This window comes from Spirosoma sp. 209 (genome assembly GCF_002006735.1).
Classification (GTDB): Bacteria; Bacteroidota; Bacteroidia; order Cytophagales; family Spirosomataceae; genus Spirosoma; species Spirosoma sordidisoli.
The window spans coordinates 135,416-156,444 of record NZ_MVEC01000008.1; the positions used below are offsets into that span (position 1 = coordinate 135,416).

Annotated in this window: 16 protein-coding genes and 1 pseudogene; 10 read left to right on the forward strand and 7 right to left on the reverse strand. The window is 57.9% G+C overall.

Annotated elements, in window-relative coordinates; translation table 11 throughout:
- Nucleotides 1-197: 197 nt before the first annotated feature.
- Nucleotides 198-3,095: a caspase family protein gene (locus tag B1C80_RS15070; RefSeq protein WP_077922012.1), complete on the forward strand. Its 2,898-nt coding sequence runs from the start codon at nucleotides 198-200 to the stop codon at nucleotides 3,093-3,095.
- 298 nt (nucleotides 3,096-3,393) lie between these two features.
- Nucleotides 3,394-4,965 carry a hypothetical protein gene (locus B1C80_RS15075; RefSeq protein ID WP_077922013.1) on the forward strand — a complete coding sequence of 524 codons (1,572 nt, stop codon included), beginning with the start codon at nucleotides 3,394-3,396 and terminating at the stop codon, nucleotides 4,963-4,965.
- Here B1C80_RS15075 and B1C80_RS15080 read toward each other — a convergent pair.
- A complete protein-coding gene (locus B1C80_RS15080; RefSeq protein ID WP_077922014.1) occupies nucleotides 4,958-5,614 on the reverse strand; it encodes a hypothetical protein in 657 nt (218 codons plus the stop codon). The genes B1C80_RS15075 and B1C80_RS15080 overlap by 8 nt on opposite strands.
- A complete protein-coding gene (locus tag B1C80_RS15085) occupies nucleotides 5,611-6,534 on the reverse strand; it encodes a sigma-70 family RNA polymerase sigma factor (protein WP_077922015.1) in 924 nt (307 codons plus the stop codon). Before B1C80_RS15085 ends, B1C80_RS15080 begins: the two co-directional genes overlap by 4 nt.
- Before the next feature lie 462 nt (nucleotides 6,535-6,996).
- Between B1C80_RS15085 and B1C80_RS15090 the strand changes: the two genes are divergently transcribed.
- Both B1C80_RS15090 and B1C80_RS15095 read left to right on the forward strand, forming a co-directional pair.
- Nucleotides 6,997-7,560 carry an RNA polymerase sigma factor gene (locus tag B1C80_RS15090; RefSeq protein WP_077922016.1) on the forward strand — a complete coding sequence of 188 codons (564 nt, stop codon included), beginning with the start codon at nucleotides 6,997-6,999 and terminating at the stop codon, nucleotides 7,558-7,560.
- Nucleotides 7,561-7,631: 71 nt separating this feature from the next.
- Nucleotides 7,632-8,342, forward strand: coding sequence for a hypothetical protein (locus tag B1C80_RS15095; protein WP_129605991.1), 711 nt, complete (start codon nucleotides 7,632-7,634; stop codon nucleotides 8,340-8,342).
- On the opposite strand, the gene B1C80_RS15100 is transcribed toward B1C80_RS15095, so the two are convergent.
- On the reverse strand, nucleotides 8,334-11,120 hold the full coding sequence (locus tag B1C80_RS15100) for a CHAT domain-containing protein (RefSeq protein WP_077922018.1): 2,787 nt from the start codon (nucleotides 11,118-11,120) through the stop codon (nucleotides 8,334-8,336). The two genes, B1C80_RS15095 and B1C80_RS15100, sit on opposite strands and share 9 nt — an antisense overlap.
- A 412-nt stretch (nucleotides 11,121-11,532) precedes the next feature.
- Here B1C80_RS15100 and B1C80_RS15105 point away from each other — a divergent pair, with 412 nt between their 5' ends.
- From B1C80_RS15105 to B1C80_RS15125, 5 genes are all read left to right on the forward strand, one after another.
- Nucleotides 11,533-11,943 carry a hypothetical protein gene (locus B1C80_RS15105; protein WP_077922019.1) on the forward strand — a complete coding sequence of 137 codons (411 nt, stop codon included), beginning with the start codon at nucleotides 11,533-11,535 and terminating at the stop codon, nucleotides 11,941-11,943.
- Nucleotides 11,944-12,030: 87 nt separating this feature from the next.
- Nucleotides 12,031-14,091, forward strand: a complete 2,061-nt coding sequence (locus B1C80_RS15110; protein WP_077922020.1) for a caspase family protein — start codon at nucleotides 12,031-12,033, stop codon at nucleotides 14,089-14,091.
- Nucleotides 14,092-14,107: 16 nt separating this feature from the next.
- On the forward strand, nucleotides 14,108-15,619 hold the full coding sequence (locus B1C80_RS15115; RefSeq protein ID WP_077922021.1) for a S1C family serine protease: 1,512 nt from the start codon (nucleotides 14,108-14,110) through the stop codon (nucleotides 15,617-15,619).
- A 122-nt stretch (nucleotides 15,620-15,741) separates the two neighbouring features.
- Nucleotides 15,742-16,074 carry a hypothetical protein gene (locus B1C80_RS15120; protein ID WP_077922022.1) on the forward strand — a complete coding sequence of 111 codons (333 nt, stop codon included), beginning with the start codon at nucleotides 15,742-15,744 and terminating at the stop codon, nucleotides 16,072-16,074.
- Nucleotides 16,075-16,093: 19 nt separating this feature from the next.
- Nucleotides 16,094-16,915, forward strand: a complete 822-nt coding sequence (locus B1C80_RS15125; protein WP_077922023.1) for a universal stress protein — start codon at nucleotides 16,094-16,096, stop codon at nucleotides 16,913-16,915.
- 147 nt (nucleotides 16,916-17,062) lie between these two features.
- Here the strand turns inward: B1C80_RS15125 and B1C80_RS15130 are convergent, their stop codons facing one another.
- Nucleotides 17,063-17,458 (reverse strand): hypothetical protein, encoded by a 396-nt coding sequence (locus B1C80_RS15130; protein WP_077922024.1) that lies wholly within the window; start codon nucleotides 17,456-17,458, stop codon nucleotides 17,063-17,065.
- A 114-nt stretch (nucleotides 17,459-17,572) separates the two neighbouring features.
- Here B1C80_RS15130 and B1C80_RS15135 point away from each other — a divergent pair, with 114 nt between their 5' ends.
- Nucleotides 17,573-20,077 (forward strand): cation-translocating P-type ATPase, encoded by a 2,505-nt coding sequence (locus tag B1C80_RS15135; RefSeq protein WP_077922025.1) that lies wholly within the window; start codon nucleotides 17,573-17,575, stop codon nucleotides 20,075-20,077.
- Here B1C80_RS15135 and B1C80_RS15140 read toward each other — a convergent pair.
- From B1C80_RS15140 to B1C80_RS15145, 3 genes and pseudogenes are all read right to left on the reverse strand, one after another.
- On the reverse strand, nucleotides 20,063-20,386 hold the full coding sequence (locus B1C80_RS15140) for a thioredoxin domain-containing protein (protein WP_077922026.1): 324 nt from the start codon (nucleotides 20,384-20,386) through the stop codon (nucleotides 20,063-20,065). The genes B1C80_RS15135 and B1C80_RS15140 overlap by 15 nt on opposite strands.
- Before the next feature lie 138 nt (nucleotides 20,387-20,524).
- Nucleotides 20,525-20,758 carry a hypothetical protein gene (locus B1C80_RS28530; protein ID WP_139361659.1) on the reverse strand — a complete coding sequence of 78 codons (234 nt, stop codon included), beginning with the start codon at nucleotides 20,756-20,758 and terminating at the stop codon, nucleotides 20,525-20,527.
- Nucleotides 20,703-20,987, reverse strand: a pseudogene (locus B1C80_RS15145) (hypothetical protein); the annotation flags it as partial. The gene B1C80_RS28530 and the pseudogene B1C80_RS15145, both read right to left, overlap by 56 nt.
- Nucleotides 20,988-21,029: the final 42 nt, after the last annotated feature.

Sequence of the window (21,029 nt, forward strand, 5' to 3'; positions counted from 1 at the left end):
CAATTTATACTGCCGACCGCCGAACCGCATCCCCCATGCGACATCGGCGGTCGGTTGCGTTTGCGGCCATTCTACCTTTCTATATCAGCATAGTCTATATGACAACTAGCTGTTAATCAGACCCCTGCTTTCTCCCTGCTTTTTTTCGATATACGCAAAGTTGGTATCTTGGGCATGAAACCCCTGTATCCTGCACCATGAGCCCTTTCTACTATCTGCTAACAGCCCTGTGGCTATTACCTCTTTCTGCTTTTTGCCAGTCGGATCCTCAACTGGTTCTGAATACCAACGGGCATCAGGGGCTCATTCGGGATATTGCGGTTACCAACGATGGTCGGTTTATTATTTCGGCTGGCGATGATAAGGTTATCCGGATCTGGAACGCGCAAACCGGCCTATTGACCGAAGAAATCAGGGGGCAGCAGAGCGAAGGCAGTTTAGGGAAGATTTTTGCGATGGCCCTGTCGCCCGACAACCGCTGGCTGGCCGTAGGAGGCTGGCTTAAAAACGGCGATTCTGTCGATGATAACTTTCTGCGGCTCTACGATTTTCAGAAACGCGAGTTAAAAGCCCTGCTCAAAGGACATACGGATGTGGTTCACTGCCTGAAATTCTCTAATGACTCCCGGCACCTGGTTTCGGGCTCCAGCGATAATACAGCCATGGTCTGGGACATGACCCAGACTAACGGCAGCAAAGGTACCACGCCTGCACAAGTTTTACGGGGACATACCCGACCAGTCTACGACGTGGCCATGCAAGGAAATTTGGTAGTCAGCGCATCGTACGATAAAACCATCAAATTCTGGACTTTAGCCGACGGCAGGGCTTATGCCAGCAGTGACGTCCACGACGCCCAGTGTGATGTAGTAGCCATCTCTCCTGACGGCCAGACCATTGTTTCGGGTGGTGATGATAACCGGCTTGCTATTCATAATCGAGCCGGGCAGGTAATACAGACCATCGATAACAGAAACTCCCCCAGCGTCATTCGTTTTTCGCCCGATGGGCAACGCTTCTTATGCGGCCGGTACAGCAACTACAACCTCGACCCTGTATGTAAACTGTATAAGCTAAGCAATAAGCGCTGGGAGCTGGAAACAAGTTTTAAAGGGTTTGACAATACAGTTACTGCCGTAGCTTTTCTTGATAATAACACCGTTGTCATAGGCGGGGGCAGCAACCAGGAGATCAACATCGGTAAAACAAGCGGGACAGTGGTTCGCAGACTTCTTGCCATGGGCAAAACGGTATTTGCCACGGGCATTAGCCAGAAGATCCTGGCCTTCACCACCACGTTCACTCAGAATAAAGGACGGTCAACATTAACCACACAGTTCAATCTCATTAACCGGCAGCTAAGCCCGCTGCCCCCTGGTACAGAAGTAGCCGGGCCAATTTTGAATCAAGGTGACTATTCGCTGACCCACCAAGCGGGGGGGCTTTATGGATTCGACGATGCCGTACTGCAGCTCCGTCAGGCTAACAAAACCAGTGTGAGCATCACTCGTGGCAGTACGGACGGATACAGACACAACTGCTATGGATTTGGCGCGAATCAAACCATCGTGTCGGGGGGTAGCAATGGCCGGTTGTATATGTATGACTTCTCCGGAAAGGTGCTGAGCGAGTTTGTAGGGCATACATCCGATCTACGCGGTATCAGTATTTCGGCCGATGGCCAGTGGCTGGTGTCGGGGGGCGAAGATCAGGTGATCAAACTATGGCCACTGGCTGAGGTGGGTAAAAAAACAGTCATTGAGCCACTGCTGTCGCTCTTTGTCGGCACCGACAACGAATGGGTCTTATGGCATCCGTCGGGGTATTACGATGCCTCGCCCGACGGCGAAAAATACATGGGCTGGCATATCAACCGGGGCTATGATCAGATTGCCAGTTATTACCCGGCTACCAGCTTTCGCAAAAAATTTTACCAGCCTCAATTTATCACCCGGTTGGTTGAAACGGGGAGTCTGGCGGCCGCCCAGCAAACGCTCACGACGGGGCGGCTGGAAAATATACGGCTGCTGCATCCGCCGGAGGTCAGCTGGCAAATACCGGCCAGTCGGTTTGTTACCACCGACGCAGCCACCTACCGGCTAACCGCCCTGATCGAATCAGCCTCGCCGGTGCAGCTGGTCAAGGTACTGGTAAACGGGCGATCGGGCTACGAACGGCGGGGCGCCAGCGTAGCGGCCGGATCGACATCGTTCAGCGAACTGGTTTCGCTCACAACGGGCGATAACGAACTCGAAATTCTGGTACGCAATGCCGACGGCGAGGTATCGTCGGAGAAACGGACGGTCACCTACCAGCCCGCCCGAACCGAAGAGTTGTTTAAACCAACGCTCTATGTACTGACAATCGGCGTTTCTTCGTATCAGGAAACCCAGCTGAATCTGCACTTCGCCCACCGCGATGCCGAAGCGCTGGCAACAGCCTTTTCCAAGCAGTCGGGCGGGTTATTCAGGCAGGTCATTTCTACCGCCATAACGAACGAGAAAGCCACCGGCCGGGGCATCAAGAAAGCGCTGACAGAACTGAAGCGAGCCGCTACGCAACGCGATCTGGTCATCGTCAGTCTGGCCGGACACGGGGTCAACACGGCCAATAACACCTTCTATTTTCTCCCCTACGACGTAGAGACGTCAGATATAGAAGCCACGGCCCTGAAATACTCAGACCTGACCGATGTACTGGGCAGCCTGCCCTGTAAAGTGCTGGCTTTTGTGGATGCCTGCCACGCCGGCAACCTGGTCAAAGCCGGCGTACAGCGTCGGGATCTCGAACCTAACCTGGGGGAGTTTGTGCGCGAACTCATCTCCGACGATGTAGGGGTTGTTGTGATGAGTGCCTCAACGGGTAAAGAAACCTCGCAGGAGTCGGCAGACTGGCAGCAGGGGGCGTTCACCAAAGCCGTACTGGAAGGTTTATCGGGTCGGGCCGAGATAACCAAAGACGGTGTCATCAGCTTGAGCGAACTGGACCGTTACGTGACGGAGCGGGTGAAGCAACTCACCAACGGTCTGCAACATCCCGTAACCTATAACGAAGGCCGAATTCCGAACAGCCTGCCGCTATGCGTTATCAAATAAATTTAACCAGGCGGGCCAATCCCCTACTCATTTCGCCAGCCCAATCGGTCCGCGTACGGCGCGCCAGTCCCCAGGGCACAAAAAAGCCCGACTCCTTACTTAGTCGGAGTCGGGCGAACGTTGAACGGGTGTGAATAAAATCGGAAAGCCTCAGATTATCACAAACAGGATCAGGACGATGTGCTTACGACATAGGCTCAATGGCGTAGAGCAGAACCGTTGTGTTTGTGTTACATTTGATTATTCCCGGAGAACAGAAAAAGTAACAGGCCCCCATGAAAAAATGGCCACTTTTTGCATGAAGCCTCTCAACCTACAAGCTAACCTTCTCATTGTCACCGTTTTTTTCTTTCTGAATTTTTTCACAAAACTGCCCGAGCCATCAAGCCAGGCCCAACGGGTCTATGCCAATTTGCTGCGGGCCATGGGCAACCCGCCCCATCCGCCAGTACTCCGCCGGCTGCCGCGGGGATCGGCGCAGCAGGGTGGTTCGCTGGTTTACCGGCCGGGAACGCCGGCCCACATCGACCTCAGCGACGATGTGCTGGATCTGTGCCGTACGTTCGGGCCTGATGCCGATGCGGCCCTGGCCTGTCTGCTGGGCCACGAGCTGGCGCATTTTCAGTACCGGCATGGCCAAAAGCAAGGCTTCTTCTCACCCGTTGTCATGCCCAACGGAGCCGCCTATTCGTCAGAAAATCTGGAAGCGCTGGCCGACCGATCGGGCGTCTTTCTGGCCTATCTGGCCGGGTACGATGCATTTACGATTGCGCCCGCCGTATACAGAAAACTATACGATACCTTTCGGCTCCCTAACCAGATAGCGGGCTACCCCAGCCGCAGCCAGCGGTTGCAGATGGTAAGCGACACCACGGCTCGCGTACGCGAACTGGCCCATTATTTCGAACTGGGTGAAATTCATTACCTCCTGCTCGACTACGCAGCGGCCGGCCAGGCTTTTTCTACGCTGGTAGCCCGCTACCCTACGGCTACGATTCTGAATAACCTGGGAGCCATCAAGCTCAACCAGGCGCTGGCTCAGATGGCGCCCGCGCGGGATGATCCGCGCTTGCGGTTTGCTTTTCCGGTCGAGTTTGATGCCGATAACCGACTGCTGGCCAATCCGCGCCGGGGTGAGCCGGTACCATACCGCCCGCTGCTGGCCGACGCCCGGCATCTGTTCAGTACCGCCCTGGCCCGGCAGCCTGGTTACCAGGCCGCCACCCTCAATCTGGCACTCACGTTTTATCTGCTGAACGAAACCGAAAAAGCGTACCAAACCCTGATGGCGAGTCGCACCGCCAGTCGGCCCCTGTCGGCTAATGGATTGCTGCTGCTGGCCGTCATTGAGGCCGACCGCAGCAAACCCGCCGAGGCTCAGCGGCTGTTTCGCCAGGCAGCAGCGCAGGGCGCTTTTCGGGCAACCGACAACATGCGGCTCTACGAAGAATCACAAAAACCCGGCTGGCAACGCTACTGGAACCGGCTCGTGGCCAACCGCCAGTCGACCCAAACCGCCAGCAGGCCCTCGCCGGTCGATCGGCTCCGCCCGGCTCCCCGGTTACCGCTACAGCCGCTCCCCTCTGGCGGACGGTATGCCCGCACCGATTCACTGACGCTGTACGAACTGTCTATTGAAGAAAACAACAAACCACGGTGGTACCGCGTGGTTAAAAGCAATCGGTTGGGGCTGGCCGACTTACCGATTGGCAGCCCTCGTTCGCGCCTGTCGGCCTACGGACCGCCCTCGGCCGACGTAGCTGGCGCGCGGGGAAGCCGATTCTACGGATACCGCCGGGGTAACAGTCGCCTGTTTCTGGAATTCAGGAGCGAGCAGCTGGTGAGCTGGCTGGCCGTAACCCCTATTTGATCGGCACCAGCGGTTTACGCCCACCGTACGTATCGCGGTCGAGCCGGTACGTGCGGCCCTGTGGGTCGGTCAGCAAAAAGCCGCCCTGCTGCGGGTCGTCGCGCAGCTGCCACCGGGCCTCGCTGGCAGGCAGCTCCGTCAGGTGCAGGTGCAGTCCGTCCGGATCGCTGCTGTATTCGCCGGAAGCCGGACCGTCGGTGCTGAAGGTAACCGGAAAGGTGGTCAGCTTATCGGGCGCCGGAGTACCGTCTACCCCAAAGCCACGCTGCGCATAGGGAATCTGGGTCGAGAGCGTGTCTGGTCCGGACAGATACCGGAACCCCAGCCAGCCGAGTCCTGCCACCAGCAACAGCGTAGCCACCGCCCGCAACCAGGTTTGCTGCCACCACGGGCGCACCGGCCGGGACCGACCCGGCCCCGACGATACAGGCGTGGTTAGCCCTTCGCTGATCAGTCGATCAACCAGATCGTAATCCTTGCTGGTCTGCTCCCGGTCAAACTGCTGATTCAGGGCAGACTGCATGAGTACATCGGCCCTGAAATCGGCATCGTCGGTCATTTTCTGCCTGACGGCCTGCCGCCCCGACTCATCGAGTTGTCCGGCCAGATACGCGTCAATAATAGCCCATTTGTTCTGGTCGGTAATCATAATGCTGCGTTCTTCATTTTTTCTGTCAAACAATCCCGCAACCGGCTACGGCTTTCGTTCAGCCGAACGCTGGCCGTGTGCGCATTGGTATAGCCTGCTCTGGCGGCAATTTCGGTCATATCCAGGTCATCGAAGACCGCCTGTACCTCGTCCATTGACATAGTTTTCAACTCCTGCTCACTCCAGTATTTGTACCGCAGGCGAAACAACAGCTGACGGGCCGCACCGAGTCGGCTGAAACAATCGGCCAGCCAGGTCCGGAACCTCGAAACTTCAATTTGGATGGTGCCGGAACGGCCGTCGGTTGTCGTCACCGGCAGGTCAATGCTGATCGGTTCGTCATCGGCGGTTGTCAGGGGCCAGGTCATAGTACCCATATCGGCCTCATCGACAGTAAGGAATGTGGTTTCCAGCCAGTTCGTTTGCTCAACCGGGTCAGTGCGTTCCTGCCGAAGCTGATGCAGGGCTTTGAAACGGGCAATGCTGATCAGGCAGGTCGACAACAGCGCTTCGACCGGCTTTCTGTCGGCCAGGTTGGTGAAGAAGGCAGCAAACGAGTCATTGAGTACTTCGTCGGCAACGTCGGTCGTCCGGAACCGGAACTGCGCCAGGTAGCGGGCTACGGCCTCCCGGTTTTCGGCCATGATTCGGCTCATCGCTGACGTTTGCTGAGCCGGACTTCCGTCAGCGGCCAGCCAGCTCAGGACCTGCTCGCGGGTAACGCGCCGGGCAAACAGGGATGGATTCAGTCGTTGTTTGGTTGCCTTCCGTCGAATGATCAGGCAGGTGGCCAGGGTCTGACGAAGAATAGCCGCAGCAGCCTGGCCGGGCAGATCAGCAAATTCATTGGCCAGTGTTTTGGTAACAACGGGCGCAATCTGACGAACAAAGGCTTCGTCGGAAGGTACAGATGTGGACATCAGGTGTGGAACAGAAGGCTACTGTCCAAAGCTACTAAAAAAACCGCCATACTACACTCCCGTAGTATGGCGGCTATCGTTAACTAACCTCCACCTGGAGGTTTTGTTGGTTTTTCTGGGGGGTCTTCGTCGAAAGTCGTTGTTCTGACGGCTGGTTTAGCCTCACCCGGAGCGGGGTCAACCGCAACTGATTCACAGGCACCCATGGCCAGCATCAACACGACCCCGAACATACCCACCCAACCCGAAGCCGAAGCCAATGGTCGTTTGTTCATGTTATTACCCTTGCGGGCGTTTTGGGGTTTGTTGAAGGCTGGCTCCGGGGACGTCCGCTAAAAAGCTTTCGGAGCTGGCTTTCGAGAGTAGATTGCAGGGGGCGGAAAAAAATCACACCCCCCACTCACTATTTCCGTTACTTTTCCGGCAAAAGGAGAATATCCCAGTAAACAGTCACCCTACCGCATGTCGAGTGCCGATCAGACCTTATACGAAGCCATATGCTCCGACGACAAACGTCGGGTTGAGTGGGCCACCCACCAGCTAACCCATAAAGTCAAAGCGGTCATTCGTCGGCATGTGCTGGACAACTCGGGCAGTGAAGAAGATGCTGCTGATCTCACCCAGGAAACGGTACTGGCGGTATGGGCTCAGCTGCGTTCGGGCCACTACCAGCCCCGGGCAGAGGCAACGCTGGATGCGTACGTGTATAAGGTGATGCGCAACAAATGGCTCAAGGTCCTCAAGCGTCGGAAACAGGTGGGCCTGCTGAGCCAGTTCGACGACCTGACCGAAGAGCCCACGGCCGAGGATAAACCCGAACGGCTGGCTACACTGCAGCAGGCCTTCAGCCAGTTGGGCGAAGCCTGCCAGGAGCTGTTGCAGCTGTTTTACTGGGACGATTTATCGTTCGATGAGATTGCTCACCGGGTCAACGCTTCGGCCAAAGCGGCCAAAGTGCGTAAGTATCGGTGCATGCTATACCTGGGGGCGCTGCTCCGGGGCGAAAAACGGGACGGCAACGAATAAAAAGGCGAAAAACCTGTAATCGATGAAGTACTTCAGTACTATTGATCTGAACCAGCTAGTATCTATCCAACATGCGACCAACTAATCAACTTGAGCAATGGGAGTGGATGGAAGCCTACCACCGGGGTACGCTATCCGCCGACGAACGACTTATTTTCGAGCAGGAACTCAAACGCGACCCTGATTTCAGCCGGGAGTGTGCTCAGCTGCTCGCAGCCGATAAAGCGCTGCGTGAACTGGCCCTGGCCAAAACAGTCCGGAACGCCGTTCGTGCCGAACTGGCTGCGCCCCCTAAACCCATCCAGCGTCTTCGGCTCGGGCGGGGCAGGCTGGCCAGTGTGCTGGTAGCCTGCGTCCTGCTGGTCATCAGCTACCTGACCTTCAGCCAGGTCGATCTGGAAAGCTACCGCCAGGATGTGACCCTGACGCAGCGCTACCGCGAATCGGAAGACGATGTAGCCGGGCCTGACCTTACGCCCCAGCAGCGGACTTTTTACCGCGAGTTCTTCGATGCGCAGGCGTATCTGGCCAATGGTCAGCCCCAGCTCGCTATCGGTAATCTGGAAAAGCTGGCGCGGGTAGACAGTCTCCGCCCCTATTTCAAACAGGCCGTACAGTGGCACCTGCTGAATGCCTACCTGCTCAACCGGCAGCCCGACAATGCCGACGCCACGTTCCAGCTGCTCGACCAGAGCGGCCAGTCCGTTTATCCCATCAGTACATCGGATCGCTGGAAAGTGTGGTGGCAGATCCGCTGGCAGAAACTCGGCCGCTCAGCGTGAACGACGCCGACGGTACCGGATGTAGCCAGCGATAGCCAATAGCCCGGTTCCCAGAGCAGCCAGCCAGCCGGTTGGCCAGGGACCGGGAACCGGAAAAACGGGCTGGTTAGTCCCCATCAGGACCAGATGCGCCCAGAAGTGGGGCGGGCTAAACGCCCCACCGGACGATTGCTGCTCAATGAACCGCAGCTTGGCCCGCTGTAGGGCCACATCGGTTGGCAGGCCCGACGCCAGCTCTTCGTATAACAGTTGCGAGAGCCGGGCCGTAGTACCATCATGCGCATTCCAGAGTGAAGTGATAACCTGCGGACAGCCCGCCGATGCAAACGCCCGGCTCAGACTCAGCAGGCCCTCGCCCCCGTGCAGACTGCCACTACCCGTTCGGCAGGCAGACAGCACGGCCAGCCGGATATGGCGCAGGTCCAGCAGGCCCAGCTCGTGGGCATACAGCCGGTGTGACGAATCCTGCGGGAAAAACGCGATGTACGAATCGCCGGGGTCGTTGTCGCTGGCCCGGGCGTGGGTGGCCAGGTGAAGAACCTGATGGTCGGGAAATAGTGACAGAAAGGTGGCTTTGCTGGCATTGGCGGCCGTTGAGCGCGTGCCGGCAGCAGACCCGATTTCGGCTTCCGACCGGTCGAGAGACTGGTACCCCCGTTGCTGGATAAGGGTAAGCGTAGCCTGATCAACGGCAAAAGGAGCCATACTGAGTACATCGGGCGAGCCGTCGGGGCGCTGGCGGGGGCTTCTAACGTAGCTGTCCATCGAGTAAGCGTAGGTGATGGCTGCATGCCTGAGCAGGTAATCATCGGGACGCTGTCCCGTCTCCAGCACTTCGAAAGGCAGGTAATGCAGGGGTCCGTCGCGCACAATAACCAGCCGCCGAACGCCGGCCAGGTCGGCCCAGACCGGCCCCAGCACCCGCCTAAACAGAGCCCGGGCAGCGGTATGTCCCGTATACTGAAACGGATCGGGATTTCGGTAGGCTTCATGCCGAACGGTTTCGGCCAGCTGGTTCAGCTGGGCACCGCTGATCGGGAGCAGCATCACCCGAATCTGGTGTTTCTTTACGACAGTCAGCAGTAGCGAGTCAGATGTCAGGCTATACTGTAAAAAAGCCATATCCGGGGCGAGTTGCTGTTGCAGGCGGCTCAGATTGTCGGCTCCCGGTTGGGCCGACGTATAGGGCCGCAGCTTTTGGTACGCCCGATTCCAGACCAGCTCGGCGTTGACCAGTTCCGCATTGACAGCCACGATTCCGGCCCCTGTAGAATGCGCCACATCTCGTTCGGCCCAGGCCGTTTTGGCCGCAGCCAGCCGGTTTTTGGCCCGCTGCACTTCTTCGAGCAGATAGCCCGGCACCCCTGCATAGTCGCGCTGTAAGGCCTGCAGGGTTTCACGCAGTACGGCCGCGCTACCCTGCTCCTGCCGGTGTAACAGTGCGGCCAGGGTGGCCTTGTCGGGCCGTTGTCGGTACTGGGCATACGCTACCGCTACCGCTTCCCGGTAAGCCGGGCGGAGCTTTTCCTGCACGAACAGCTTGGTCAGTTCGGCACTGTAGGATGCCTGCAGCAGATCACTCAGGGCAAAGGCCCGATCATAGGTGAGGTTGGCCAGCTGCAGCGAGTTAGGCATCGTTTTGGCGGCATGCAGCAGGTGGGCTTTCCAGCAGAGCGACTCGAACAGGTCAGGCCCGTTCAGGAAGTCGGTCAGGGCTGGGTTTTGCGCCGGATCGGTAGCCCGAAAGCGCAAACTGTTGGCCTGCATAGCCTGCTGGATAAACGTTAGCGCCCCCGATACGTCCTGCTGCAGCCAGGCCATCCGGCTCAGCGCCATCAGCCCCCGCCACCCGACCCGGCTCGACCCGCCCAGCCGCTGCCCTGTGGCAACAGAGCGCGCAAAAAATGTTCGGGCGCGGCCTAACTGCTGCTGCTGCTCCCAGTACTTACCCAACGACTGATCGAGGTAGGCAGACAGTTCGGCGCCGTCGGTACCGGCCTGTTTGACCAGCCGCTCCGTTTCGCGTATGAACACCCAGACAGAATCGGTCCGTTGCCGCTGTAGCCGACACTCGATCAGGCCCAGCAATAGCCAGCCCCGATTCAGGTCGGGCGTTTTATAGTGACGGACCGATGCGGTATAGAGCGAGTCGGCCCGACCGAGCTGCCCCAGTTGCCGGTAAAACAGCGCGAACTGATTCTCGGCAATGGCCTGCCGGGCCGGGGTGGTGTGGCGAGCCAGGAGTAGCAGCCGTTTCTGGAAACACCGCTCGGCCTGTCGGTAGTCGCCCTGCTCTACGGAAGCGGTACCCCGATTGCCCCAGTAGGCAGCCACATAAGTGCGGGCCTCACGCTCCAGCGCCGGGCGAACCAGCAGCAGCGAATCGGCGCGTTGCCAGAACCAGCGCAGCGAGTCGGGGCGGTTTCGCTGGTGGTACATTTCGCCCAGACTGGCCCATAGTTTGAAGCGGGTGCTATCGGCCAGCGGAGTCAGCGGCAGACCCGCCCGGCAGACAGTAGTAGCCCGGCGATAGTCATCGTTTACGTAATAGACCGTAGCCTCGTCGACCAGACTATTGGCCGCCAGGTCAAATTTCCCCTGCTGCCGGGCCAGCTTCTGAACCTGACCAAACAACCGCAGGGCTTCGGCAGGCTGCTGTCGATAGATAGCATTAGCCCGCTGCCGCAAACTGTCGGCCGACTGACCATGCCCGGCCATCGACCCCAGGCATAGCAGTACGAGGACGTACCACGTCCAGCCAGAACCACTGCTATTCATAAGCGTACGCAAAGCAATATAAAGAGAGGCTGTTCCCGTGGGTGAAATTAAGCAATAGTCCAGTACGCTGCATAGCCCGCAGCAGGTCGCTTCTGTTATAAATATTTAATCTACATAAATACCAGTCTATATCCACCCACCCCATCAACGCCGGATAACCCGATGCCTGGACGAAAGGAGCAGGCTATAATCAGCCGTATTACAGATAGTGATTATAACTGATAGAGAAAGTATAGTTAACATATTAATTACCAAAGGAATAGCTGTTACTTTTTTGTCGATTCCGGTATTTACAGGCAGAAACACAACGCTTACTCAATTCACCAGTCTGTTTTTTGCATTCTTGTCTGATTACGTGCTTCTTACGCCGATCAAATCCCGTTTCTATCTATTACCTTATCTAGTTTACTCCATGAAAGCACAACTCGTTTTTATTGCCTGCCTGCTGATCGCTCTGGTCGGCAGCACCACCGTTGCGCAGGACAAGCCCGACAAAAATGTGACCGTAACGGGCAAGGCTGTCCCGAAAACGCGGGGCGCCAATCCTAACATCAAAAAAGACGTGCCCACCACGGATGTACCCGTTCCCAGACCGGCCAAAACCCGGGGCGCCTTATGCCGGGTTAAGTTTGATAACTATACCGGCCTGTACATCAAGATTTACGTCGACGGTGACTACAAAGGCACGCTGGCCCCCTGGGACGACGGCACGGTAACGGTTGGGTCAGGGTATACGACCATTTACTGCGTCTCTACGGGCGGCACCCGCGAGTGGAGCGCATCGGGCGACTGCCGCGAAAATTACGTCTACACCTTGCGCTAGCATCCGCCAGCGCAGTATGCACGATTTTCTGTCGGGAAGGGGGCCTGCCTCCTTCCCGATCCTCCTGTACCGCTCATCTCAATCCGTATGAATCTCCACCCGAACCGCATCGTGCGAGCTGGCTGGGCGGCTTTGGTCGGCCTGCTGCTCCTGGTAACTCCCCTGTTTGCGCAAACTAAACGAGCCCTCGTCATTGCTATTGGCAAATACCCGGGAGCCAGTGGCTGGCAGTCGATCAGCTCGGCCAACGACATACCGCTGATCCGGGCGGCACTGGCCTATCAGAAATTCACGGACGTAACGGTGCTGCAGGATGACAAAGCGACCAAAACCGGTATCATCAACGCCCTCAACACGCTGATTGGTCAGTGCCGGCCCGGCGATCAGGTCGTTATTCATTTTTCGAGCCACGGGCAGCAGATTTCCGACGACTCGAACGACGAACTCGACGGGTACGACGAAGCAATTGTCTGTTACGGAGCCCCTGCCAGCGCCAGCGCCAAACCCAACTACGACGGTAGTCAGCACCTGCGCGACGACGAACTGAACCAGCTCATCGAGACACTCCGCGGCAAGCTGGGAGCTTCGGGCGATATCCTGCTCATTGCCGACGCCTGCCATTCCGGCACCATCAGCCGGGGCGGTATCGCCAAAATACGCGGCAATAGCCAACCGTTCAACCTGTCGGGCAAAGCCCCCCAGGTCCGGTCAGCGCCGGGTCGTCAGGTGGCCAAACCGTTTCTGGCTCCTTCTCCGGCCCGGGGTGGCGTGGCAACCGGCCTGGCGCCTTACGTGGTGATCTCGGCCGCCAAAGCCGGTGAACTGAATTACGAATACATACTGCCCGATGGGAGCGACAAAGGGGTGGGTTCGCTGTCTTACGTGATCAATAAGGTACTGCGTAGCGTTAACCCCAGCGAAACCTACCGACTGTTATTCAACCGCATCGTTGCCGAAATGAAACTAGTGGCTCCGCAGCAAACCCCGGAGATCGACGGCGACTACGACCGCCAACTGTTTGGTGGCAAAGCGGTGCAACAAGTCCCTTACTACCCGATTCAGCAACTCACCGACAGCGGAAAACAGCTCATCATTGCGGCCGGCCGGCTGGAAACGGTCAACGTCGACACCCAGGTGCGGGTTTGCCCGGCCGGCACGACTGACCCCATGCAGGCTAGTTCGTTTCTATCCGGCACCGTAGTTCAGGCGGGTATGTTTTCGGCCACCATCCGACTCGAAAAACCACTCCCGGCCGATCAGCAACTTAAGCAGTGGGTGTTCGTGACCGAGCGTTCGTTTGGCGACCTCTCCGTAGCCCTCAGTCTGGACAGCCTCCGCAACGGTCCGCTGCGCACGGCCGCCGAAAACGTTCTTAAGGCGCTGCCCCTCGTTAAGCTGACGTCTGTCAAAGCTTCTGAGCTGTACCTGTCCCAGCTCGACTCGGCGGGGGTCAGCTACGCGCTGGTTCGTAAAACAACCGATGGGTTTGTTGTCGGTAAGCCCATACCCGTGAACCGGCCAACCGACGGCGAGACGATCAGCCTGCGGGTCCAGAACTACGCACAGGGCAAATTCCTGCAAACCTACAACCCAAGCTATCCGGGTATCGGCCTCAAGCTGGAACTTATTCCCAGCAAGCCCGGAGGTCGCGACGCCACCGATACCCTAAACCGGGCTGGCTTTTTACAGAACGGATTGATGATGTTTTCACCGACGGACAAAGCATCTGTCAGAATTACCAATACCGGCTCCCTGCGCGTCTATTTCAGCCTGATCGATATCCAGCCCGACGGTGGCGTAAGCGTCGTGTTTCCAACCAAAGAAACATCCGTCAATCACGACCTACCCGAGAATTACGTGATCGAGCCGGGCAAAACGCTCATCATTCCGCGCCGGCTGGACTTCTCGCCCCCCTACGGTACCGAAACGTTTAAAGTATTGGCTGCGCTGGAAAAGTTTGACCTGCGCAACGTTGTCGGCCTGCGCAGCCTCGATCGGGGCACCCGCGGTCTGAGCAACGTCCTCGAAAAAGTATTTGGCATAGCCCAGCTCTTTGTGCGCGGTACCGAAGGCGAGGGAACCCTTCCCGAAACGGCCGTTGGCTCCTTTTCATACCCTTTTCTGATCGTTCCAACCCGCCCGCAATAAGCATTGCCTGACCCGTATGTATCGTCTTTTTCTCTTTCTTGCTCTGCTCATACTGTCGGCCCAGACCCGGGCCCAAAGCTCGTCTGATGTTCTGGAAGACGCGTTGTCAGGTGTTGTTACCGTAGCCGTCTACCAGACGGCCGGTGTCAGTGTCCGGCCCCTGGGCGTGCGGGGCCGGACCGTAAACCCCGAACAGGCCTACGCCAAAGCCCTGAGTCTGGCCGGAGCCAAAAGCAGCGGGTCGGGCTTTGTCATCGAGTTGAATGGCCAGAAATACGTACTCACCAACGCGCACGTTGTCGAGTCAGCCACCGACGCAGCCGGCAGCCTGGCCGTTTTTTCGATCAACCAGCAGAAATACCCGGTCCGGGTGGTGGGGGGCGATGCGCTCTACGACTTTGCGGTACTGGCGTTCACGACTCCACCCGGTCCCGAGTTGACCGCGCTTCCCCTTCGGTCGGCCCCCGCCCGGATCGGCGAGCGCGTTTACGCCATCGGCAACCCGCAGGGCGAGTATCCATATACGGTCACCGACGGTATCATAAGCGCCAAAAACCGGATACGCGGTGGCCTGACGGGTAAGTTTGGCTTCTTACAGACAACGGCAACCGTCATCTGGGGCAACAGTGGCGGCCCCCTGGTCGACGAGCGGGGGGCTGTGTTGGGCATCAACTCGCAGATTGCCTTCGCCAACGGCCCCAACGGGTCGTCGGTATGGCTCTCCCAGATCAATTTCGCCCTGGAGACCTCCGTTGTGCTGCGTCTGCTGAACGACGTGCTCACCAACGACGGGCTGGTCAGGCGTGCGTATCTGGGCCTCGAATTCTCGGAGACGACCCGTATCAGCGACGACGACGAACGCCCCCAGGCCACCACCACCCAACCCGTACCGGTTTTATCGGGTATCCTGCCCGACTCGCCCGGCAAGGAAGTACTCAAAGGCTATGTGGGTCAGACCGTTACGGCCATCAATGGCGAAGGGGTCCGTAACGTGCAGGAAGTGCTGGGCATCCTGGAAACCGTACGCCCGGGCAGTAAGGTTGCCCTGACGTTTGGCCATGGCCCATCGGCCACTACGGTTTCCGTGAAAAGCAGCACGCTGACGCCTGTTGAACTGGAATCGGTAGCCCGCTACGTACTGACGTCGAACCGGCTGTCGCTGACGGAGGCCCCCGATGGGATCGCCATTCGTTTTATGCAGAACAACAACACGTATGAACTTGATCGGGAGCGTCGGTACCAGAAAACCCCGGCTGGTTTTGGGCAGAAGCAAATAGCCAGCCCGTCGGCCAATACGCCCAGGGCCGTCACCTACCGGGTTGTGGCAGCGGGGATTCAGTCAGAGCGGGGCAGTAAACTCTGGCGGGTAAGCAAGCTCAGCTACCTCGGTGCCGTTTGTCGGCTGATGGGACTGTCGGGTGTGGTAGATATGGCCGTGGCAGACCCCGACAATCCCGACGACGTGCGTTTTACCCGCCATATGCTATCGGGCGAGCAGGACGTGATCAAAGCCTGTTTGTGGTACTGACTCCGGCCCATTTCTGATCAGGTTCCGGCCCAACAAGGATCAGGGCCGTAGCTGACTCAGGTCAGTACCGGAGCAGGCCCGCCGGTGTTGCTTTGTGGTGTCATACAAACCCAACAACAACCATGGCAACGCTCTCACACGCCACCACCGCAACATCCTCTTCATCGGCTACCACCTGGCTCGCATCTTATCAGCATTTTGTGGCCAGCAACGAGTTTTATCGGGTCGGCTGGGCCGCTGCGGCTCTTATCATTCAGGGCTGTATTCTCTCGCCCGCCCTCCTGCTGACCATGTTCTATTTCGGCGGGGGCGACTGGCAGCTGCTGGTCAGCAACCTCAGCTTTCTGCTGGTGCTGGTCCCTATTTTGTCGGCAATGCCGGTTAAATACATCCTGCCTACCTTCGCGTTCAGCTTTGTGCTGCATGTAGCCATTATCCTGATCAACGTACTGTAGGTCTGCCAATCGCTTCGGTATGAAAACCATCGTTCTGGCTACCGACTTTTCGACCGGGGCCAATCGGGCAGCTCATGTTGCCGCCCAGTTGGCCCGTGACCAGGATGCTTCGCTGGTCCTGGTTCACGTATTCCATTTCTGGCCGGCCAATCCGCCCGAGCTGAACGGCGACTTTCCGCTGAGTGCCACGGCCATGCGGGACGAAGGCCAGCAAGCCATCAGTCAGCTGGCCCACGAACTACACAGCCAGTACGGAGCCGGCTTACCCATCCGATCTCTGGTTCGGGAGGGCTACGTGATCCCGACTATTCAGGAAATAACCCGGCACGAAAAGGCGGACCTGCTGGTCATGTCGACGGTAGGGTCGGCTCCGCAGAGTGCGCAGCTCATGGGTAGTATCGCCAGTGCCATGGTATCCGAAACAAATGTCCCGCTGCTGCTGATTCCGCCCTCGGCAGGTTACGCGGCCATTAAGAACATCGTACTGGCTGTCGATCTGAACAATCCCCCCGATGCGATCGTCCTCGAAACGGCCCTTCGCTTTGTTCGCCAGTTCGACAGTGTGGTCAATATGTTGTCTATCCACGAAAGACCGTCAGACGAAACGGTCAGGAGCCGGGCCGAGCACCTCCGCCGACTGCTGGCGTCGGTGCCCCACACGCTGACCATTCTGCCGGGTGATGCCGTTTATGAAACGCTGCTCACCTTTGCCCATGCCAACAAAGCCGACCTGATTATGATGCTGCCGCAGCCGCATAACTGGTTCGTACGGCTCTTTAGCGAGGGCAATACCGAACGTATGGCACGGCTTACCGATATTCCGCTGCTGGCTGTCGTTTAACGACCGGCCTCTATACAACAGACCCGGCACCTGTCTTTTCAGCGTTAGGTGCCGGGTCTGTTGTCTCCTATTGTATGCTCTGCGGGTTCGCCAGGAGGTTATTCACCGGCCCGGACCCAGGAGGGTAACGATCCGGCAGCCCTATATTCAGATCAGATTCAGCCCCATCAGCTCGGCCAGGAACGCATGGCAGCGGTTTTTAAGCTGGGTATATTCTGCCGACAGGCTAGTCAGCAGCGTAGGGCTGGAAACGGGCAATCCATACCGCGGATCGGTGCAGGCAGCCGTTGTGGCCGTTGCCGATGTGCAGCGGTCGCCGGAACAGACCACATCGGCACGCAGGTGATGGATACGGTGTTTGAGCCGGCCGAGTGCCTGGGCGTAGTCGGCCGAGTAATCCCGCAGGCTCCGGTAGTTATCGTTGGGCAGGTCAGACAGGAGTATCAACAGCTGATCTATTTCCTGTTCGCTTTCCACCAGGGAGGCCGCCCAGTTCTGATGCTGGCTGCGGCAGGTTTGCAGGGACTCGATAGTGTTGTTCATAAATAAGCGGAGCGAATGGTTTTTCGTAAAATTGATAGCTCCTCCCGATACCGCGACTGATCGAAGTCAGTCCCCAACCTGATAAAAATCAGCTTCCCGTTCATCCGCTCTCTTATGCTTACTTCCGCAACCCCATCGGTAACCGGCCTGTCTGCAACCGACGTACAATTGGCACGGCAGCGCTATGGCCTCAACCTGGTAGCCACGACCGAATCCCGAACGAGCTGGCGGCTGGTCATTGAGATTGTATCAGAGCCAATGTTCATCCTGCTGGCGATAGCCTGCCTGCTCTACGTGCTGCTGGGGCAGTGGCAGGAAGGAATCGTACTGGGAGTCGCGATGGGGCTGGTGGCCAGCATTTCGGTCTATCAGACCGTTCGGAGCGATCGGGCGCTCCGGTCGCTCCGACAGCTGACCCAGCCGGCCGTATCGGTGCTTCGCGATGGCCAGCTCCAGTCGGTTCCCATCGAGCAGCTTGTTCCGGGCGATGCCTGCTGGCTTACCGAGGGCCAGACCGTACCGGCCGATGGGTTGCTGATTCAGGCCAACGACTGCACCGTCGATGAATCGATCCTGACGGGCGAATCGGTGGCGGTGGCTAAAACGCAACCGAACACAGACCGTTTCTACGCCGGAACGGTACTGGCCACGGGCAGCGCCTACCTGCGAATCAGCGCCATCGGCGAGTCTACCGAACTGGGTAAACTGGGTCGGTCACTCGCGCAGATAGACGTAGAAAAAACGCCACTCCAGCAACAGATCAGTCGGTTTGTACAACGTATGGCGTTCACTGGCAGTGCTGCGTTCGTGCTGATATGGGCAGTCAACTTTGCCCGTTCCGGCGACTGGGTGTCCTCGTTGTTACTGGGACTGACCATTGCGATGGCTGTGGTACCCGAAGAAATACCCGTCGCGTTCAGTAGTTTCATGGCGCTGGGGGCCGCCCGCATGGTCCGTTTCGGGGTACTGCCCAAACAGCCTCAAACCGTCGAAAGTCTGGGGTCGGCCACGGTCATCTGCACCGACAAAACCGGCACCATCACGCAGGAGGGCATGGCCGTGGCCCAGGTATACGACCACCGTACCCAGCAGCTGACAGCAATAACCGGCGTGCTTTCGGCACCGGCTCAGGAAGTACTGGCGTATGCCCGCTGGGCCAGCGAACCCGAGCCGTATGACCCCATGGAGCGGGCCATTGCCACAGCCTGCCAGGCCCAGTCCGAAACCGACAGGCTACCGCTGCAGTACGAGTACGCACTCGACGGAATACCCCCCATGATGACCCATGTCTACGCTGCCGCTGCGGGTTCGTTTCGGGTAGCCGGAAAAGGCGCCGTTGAACGGATCATCCGGGTTTGCCGGTTACCCGATGCCGATGCGGAGCAAATTCGTCAGCAGGCCAATACCCTGGCAGCCCGGGGCTATCGGGTACTGGGCATAGCCGGGAGCGAGTGGGGCGATGCGCCATTTCCGGCCAGCCAGGACGACTTCACCTGGACCTGTAAAGGTTTAGTCGCGCTCGAAAACCCGCCCAAAGCCAACGCCAGCGCTGTTATCGGCCAGTTCAGCCGGGCGCATATTGCGGTCAAAATGATTACCGGCGACTCGCCCGAAACGGCCAGCGCCATTGCCCGGCAGGTGTCAATGCCGCTGGGTAACCGTATTCTGACCGGCCCGGAGGTGATGGCAATGACAGAAGCTGACCTTCAGCAGCAGGCCCGTGAGACGACGATTTTCGCCCGCATGTTTCCCGAAGCCAAACTCCGGGTAATCCGGGCGCTGAAAGCCAACGGCGAGGTAGTAGCCATGACGGGCGACGGTGTTAACGACGGCCCTGCCCTCAAAGCGGCTCACATCGGTATTGCCATGGGCCGTCGGGGTACCGAACTGGCTAAACAGGCAGCCTCGCTGGTACTGGTCAACGATGATCTGGGTGGTATGGTCAGCGCCATTGCGCAGGGCCGTCGTATTTATCAGAATCTCAAGAAAGCCATTGGGTATATCATCTCGATCCACATTCCCATCATTCTGACCGTAGTGCTGCCGCTGCTCTTCGACTGGCCGTACGTGAATCTTTTCAGTCCGGTACATATCATCTTTCTGGAACTGGTCATGGGGCCAACCTGCTCAATTGCGTTTGAAAACGAACCCGCAGCGCGTAATCTGATGCGAGAGCGGCCCCGTCGCCTGACCGATACCTTCTTTACCACCCATGAACTTGGGCTGAGTATCGGGCAGGGACTGGCCATTGCCGGGGCCGTTCTCCTCGTCTACTACTTCAGCATGCGCACCGGGTCGACTCAGGACGAGGTTCGGACGCTGGCTTTTTTGACCCTGGTCATAAGTAATATCTGGCTCACGCTGATGAGCCGCTCAACCCGCGAATCGATTCTCACCACCCTGCGCCGGCCCAACTGGCTGCTCTGGCTGATGCTGGGCCTGACAGTGCTGCTGCTGGTAATATCCCTGCTGCTACCAGCCGCCCGCCAGCTGGCCCGGTTCAGTCGACCGGATCTGCCTGAGCTGGGCTACTGCATGCTGGCATCGCTGGCGGGCGTTTGCTGGATAGAAGGGTACAAATACTGGTTACGGCAGACATCTACCTCAGGTCTCCAGTAGCTGCTGGGTCGTTTCGGCCAGCCGGGCAGCCTCGGCGGTGGTTCCCTCCTGGCGCCATAGTTCGATGCCCTGCCGAACGAGGATGAACGCGGGCAGTTTTTCGACGTCGAAACTACGCATGACCTCAGGGTGAGCGGTTTCATCGATCTTAAGCACCCGTACGGCATCGCCCAGCATCGTCTGCAACGAATCAGCGAGTATCGTCAGCGACACCCGCTGCTGACGACTGTCGGCATCCGAAGGCATAAAAATCAACAAAACCGCTGTTTTAGCGGGGACCAGAAAGGGTCGTGTATCGCTTGATTGCATAATCGATGAATAAACTATATCCACCTGTTTGTCCAAAAAAACAGAAAGTGTGCCGTTCCGTAAAGATCAATCCCCGCTGGCACATCTGTACTGACAAAAATCAGCCAGTCACCTGATAAATCCCCAACGCGTATACCATCAGACCGGCCCAATCATGTATAGTTTTTCCATATACTCAGCAGCCATTCGATCCGAATCGAAGGTCGGCTGCACCTCCCGAACGCTGGCTTTCAGGATCGCCATCCACTCGGCGGGACGGTCGTAGTAGAGCGGCAGAATAACCGTTTCCAGGAGCTGATACAGGTTTTCGGCATCAAAAGCGCAGATGGGTGGGCTGCAGAAAGCTGTAGTGCTTTTCCATAAACAGCACATCCATCGTCTGATCAGGCTTGCGAGCCTGGTCGTAATAGCCATACTTCCATAAGATACCGATGGCCACCAGCGGCTGTCCCAGCGCCCACGCACTGCGCATGTGCGAACCCGCCAGAAAACCCAGCCCACCCGAATAGGTCTTGAGGGCCTGCACGAAAGCAAACTCCATTGAAAAATAAGCAATTCGCCCGCGATCGGGAGACAACGCCACATCCGAAACAGCCTGCATACAATCAGTAGTATCAATACGTCCCGAAGGTCACCCCCCGGC

What these genes read in the sequence shown, in the direction of transcription:
- B1C80_RS15070 (WP_077922012.1), top strand. Translation starts at nt 198, where the DNA reads ATGAGCCCTTTCTACTATCTGCTAACAGCCCTGTGGCTATTACCTCTT.
- B1C80_RS15075 (WP_077922013.1), top strand. Translation starts at nt 3,394, where the DNA reads ATGAAGCCTCTCAACCTACAAGCTAACCTTCTCATTGTCACCGTTTTT.
- B1C80_RS15080 (WP_077922014.1), bottom strand. Translation starts at nt 5,614, where the DNA reads ATGATTACCGACCAGAACAAATGGGCTATTATTGACGCGTATCTGGCC.
- B1C80_RS15085 (WP_077922015.1), bottom strand. Translation starts at nt 6,534, where the DNA reads ATGTCCACATCTGTACCTTCCGACGAAGCCTTTGTTCGTCAGATTGCG.
- B1C80_RS15090 (WP_077922016.1), top strand. Translation starts at nt 6,997, where the DNA reads ATGTCGAGTGCCGATCAGACCTTATACGAAGCCATATGCTCCGACGAC.
- B1C80_RS15095 (WP_129605991.1), top strand. Translation starts at nt 7,632, where the DNA reads ATGCGACCAACTAATCAACTTGAGCAATGGGAGTGGATGGAAGCCTAC.
- B1C80_RS15100 (WP_077922018.1), bottom strand. Translation starts at nt 11,120, where the DNA reads ATGAATAGCAGTGGTTCTGGCTGGACGTGGTACGTCCTCGTACTGCTA.
- B1C80_RS15105 (WP_077922019.1), top strand. Translation starts at nt 11,533, where the DNA reads ATGAAAGCACAACTCGTTTTTATTGCCTGCCTGCTGATCGCTCTGGTC.
- B1C80_RS15110 (WP_077922020.1), top strand. Translation starts at nt 12,031, where the DNA reads ATGAATCTCCACCCGAACCGCATCGTGCGAGCTGGCTGGGCGGCTTTG.
- B1C80_RS15115 (WP_077922021.1), top strand. Translation starts at nt 14,108, where the DNA reads ATGTATCGTCTTTTTCTCTTTCTTGCTCTGCTCATACTGTCGGCCCAG.
- B1C80_RS15120 (WP_077922022.1), top strand. Translation starts at nt 15,742, where the DNA reads ATGGCAACGCTCTCACACGCCACCACCGCAACATCCTCTTCATCGGCT.
- B1C80_RS15125 (WP_077922023.1), top strand. Translation starts at nt 16,094, where the DNA reads ATGAAAACCATCGTTCTGGCTACCGACTTTTCGACCGGGGCCAATCGG.
- B1C80_RS15130 (WP_077922024.1), bottom strand. Translation starts at nt 17,458, where the DNA reads ATGAACAACACTATCGAGTCCCTGCAAACCTGCCGCAGCCAGCATCAG.
- B1C80_RS15135 (WP_077922025.1), top strand. Translation starts at nt 17,573, where the DNA reads ATGCTTACTTCCGCAACCCCATCGGTAACCGGCCTGTCTGCAACCGAC.
- B1C80_RS15140 (WP_077922026.1), bottom strand. Translation starts at nt 20,386, where the DNA reads ATGCAATCAAGCGATACACGACCCTTTCTGGTCCCCGCTAAAACAGCG.
- B1C80_RS28530 (WP_139361659.1), bottom strand. Translation starts at nt 20,758, where the DNA reads ATGTGCTGTTTATGGAAAAGCACTACAGCTTTCTGCAGCCCACCCATC.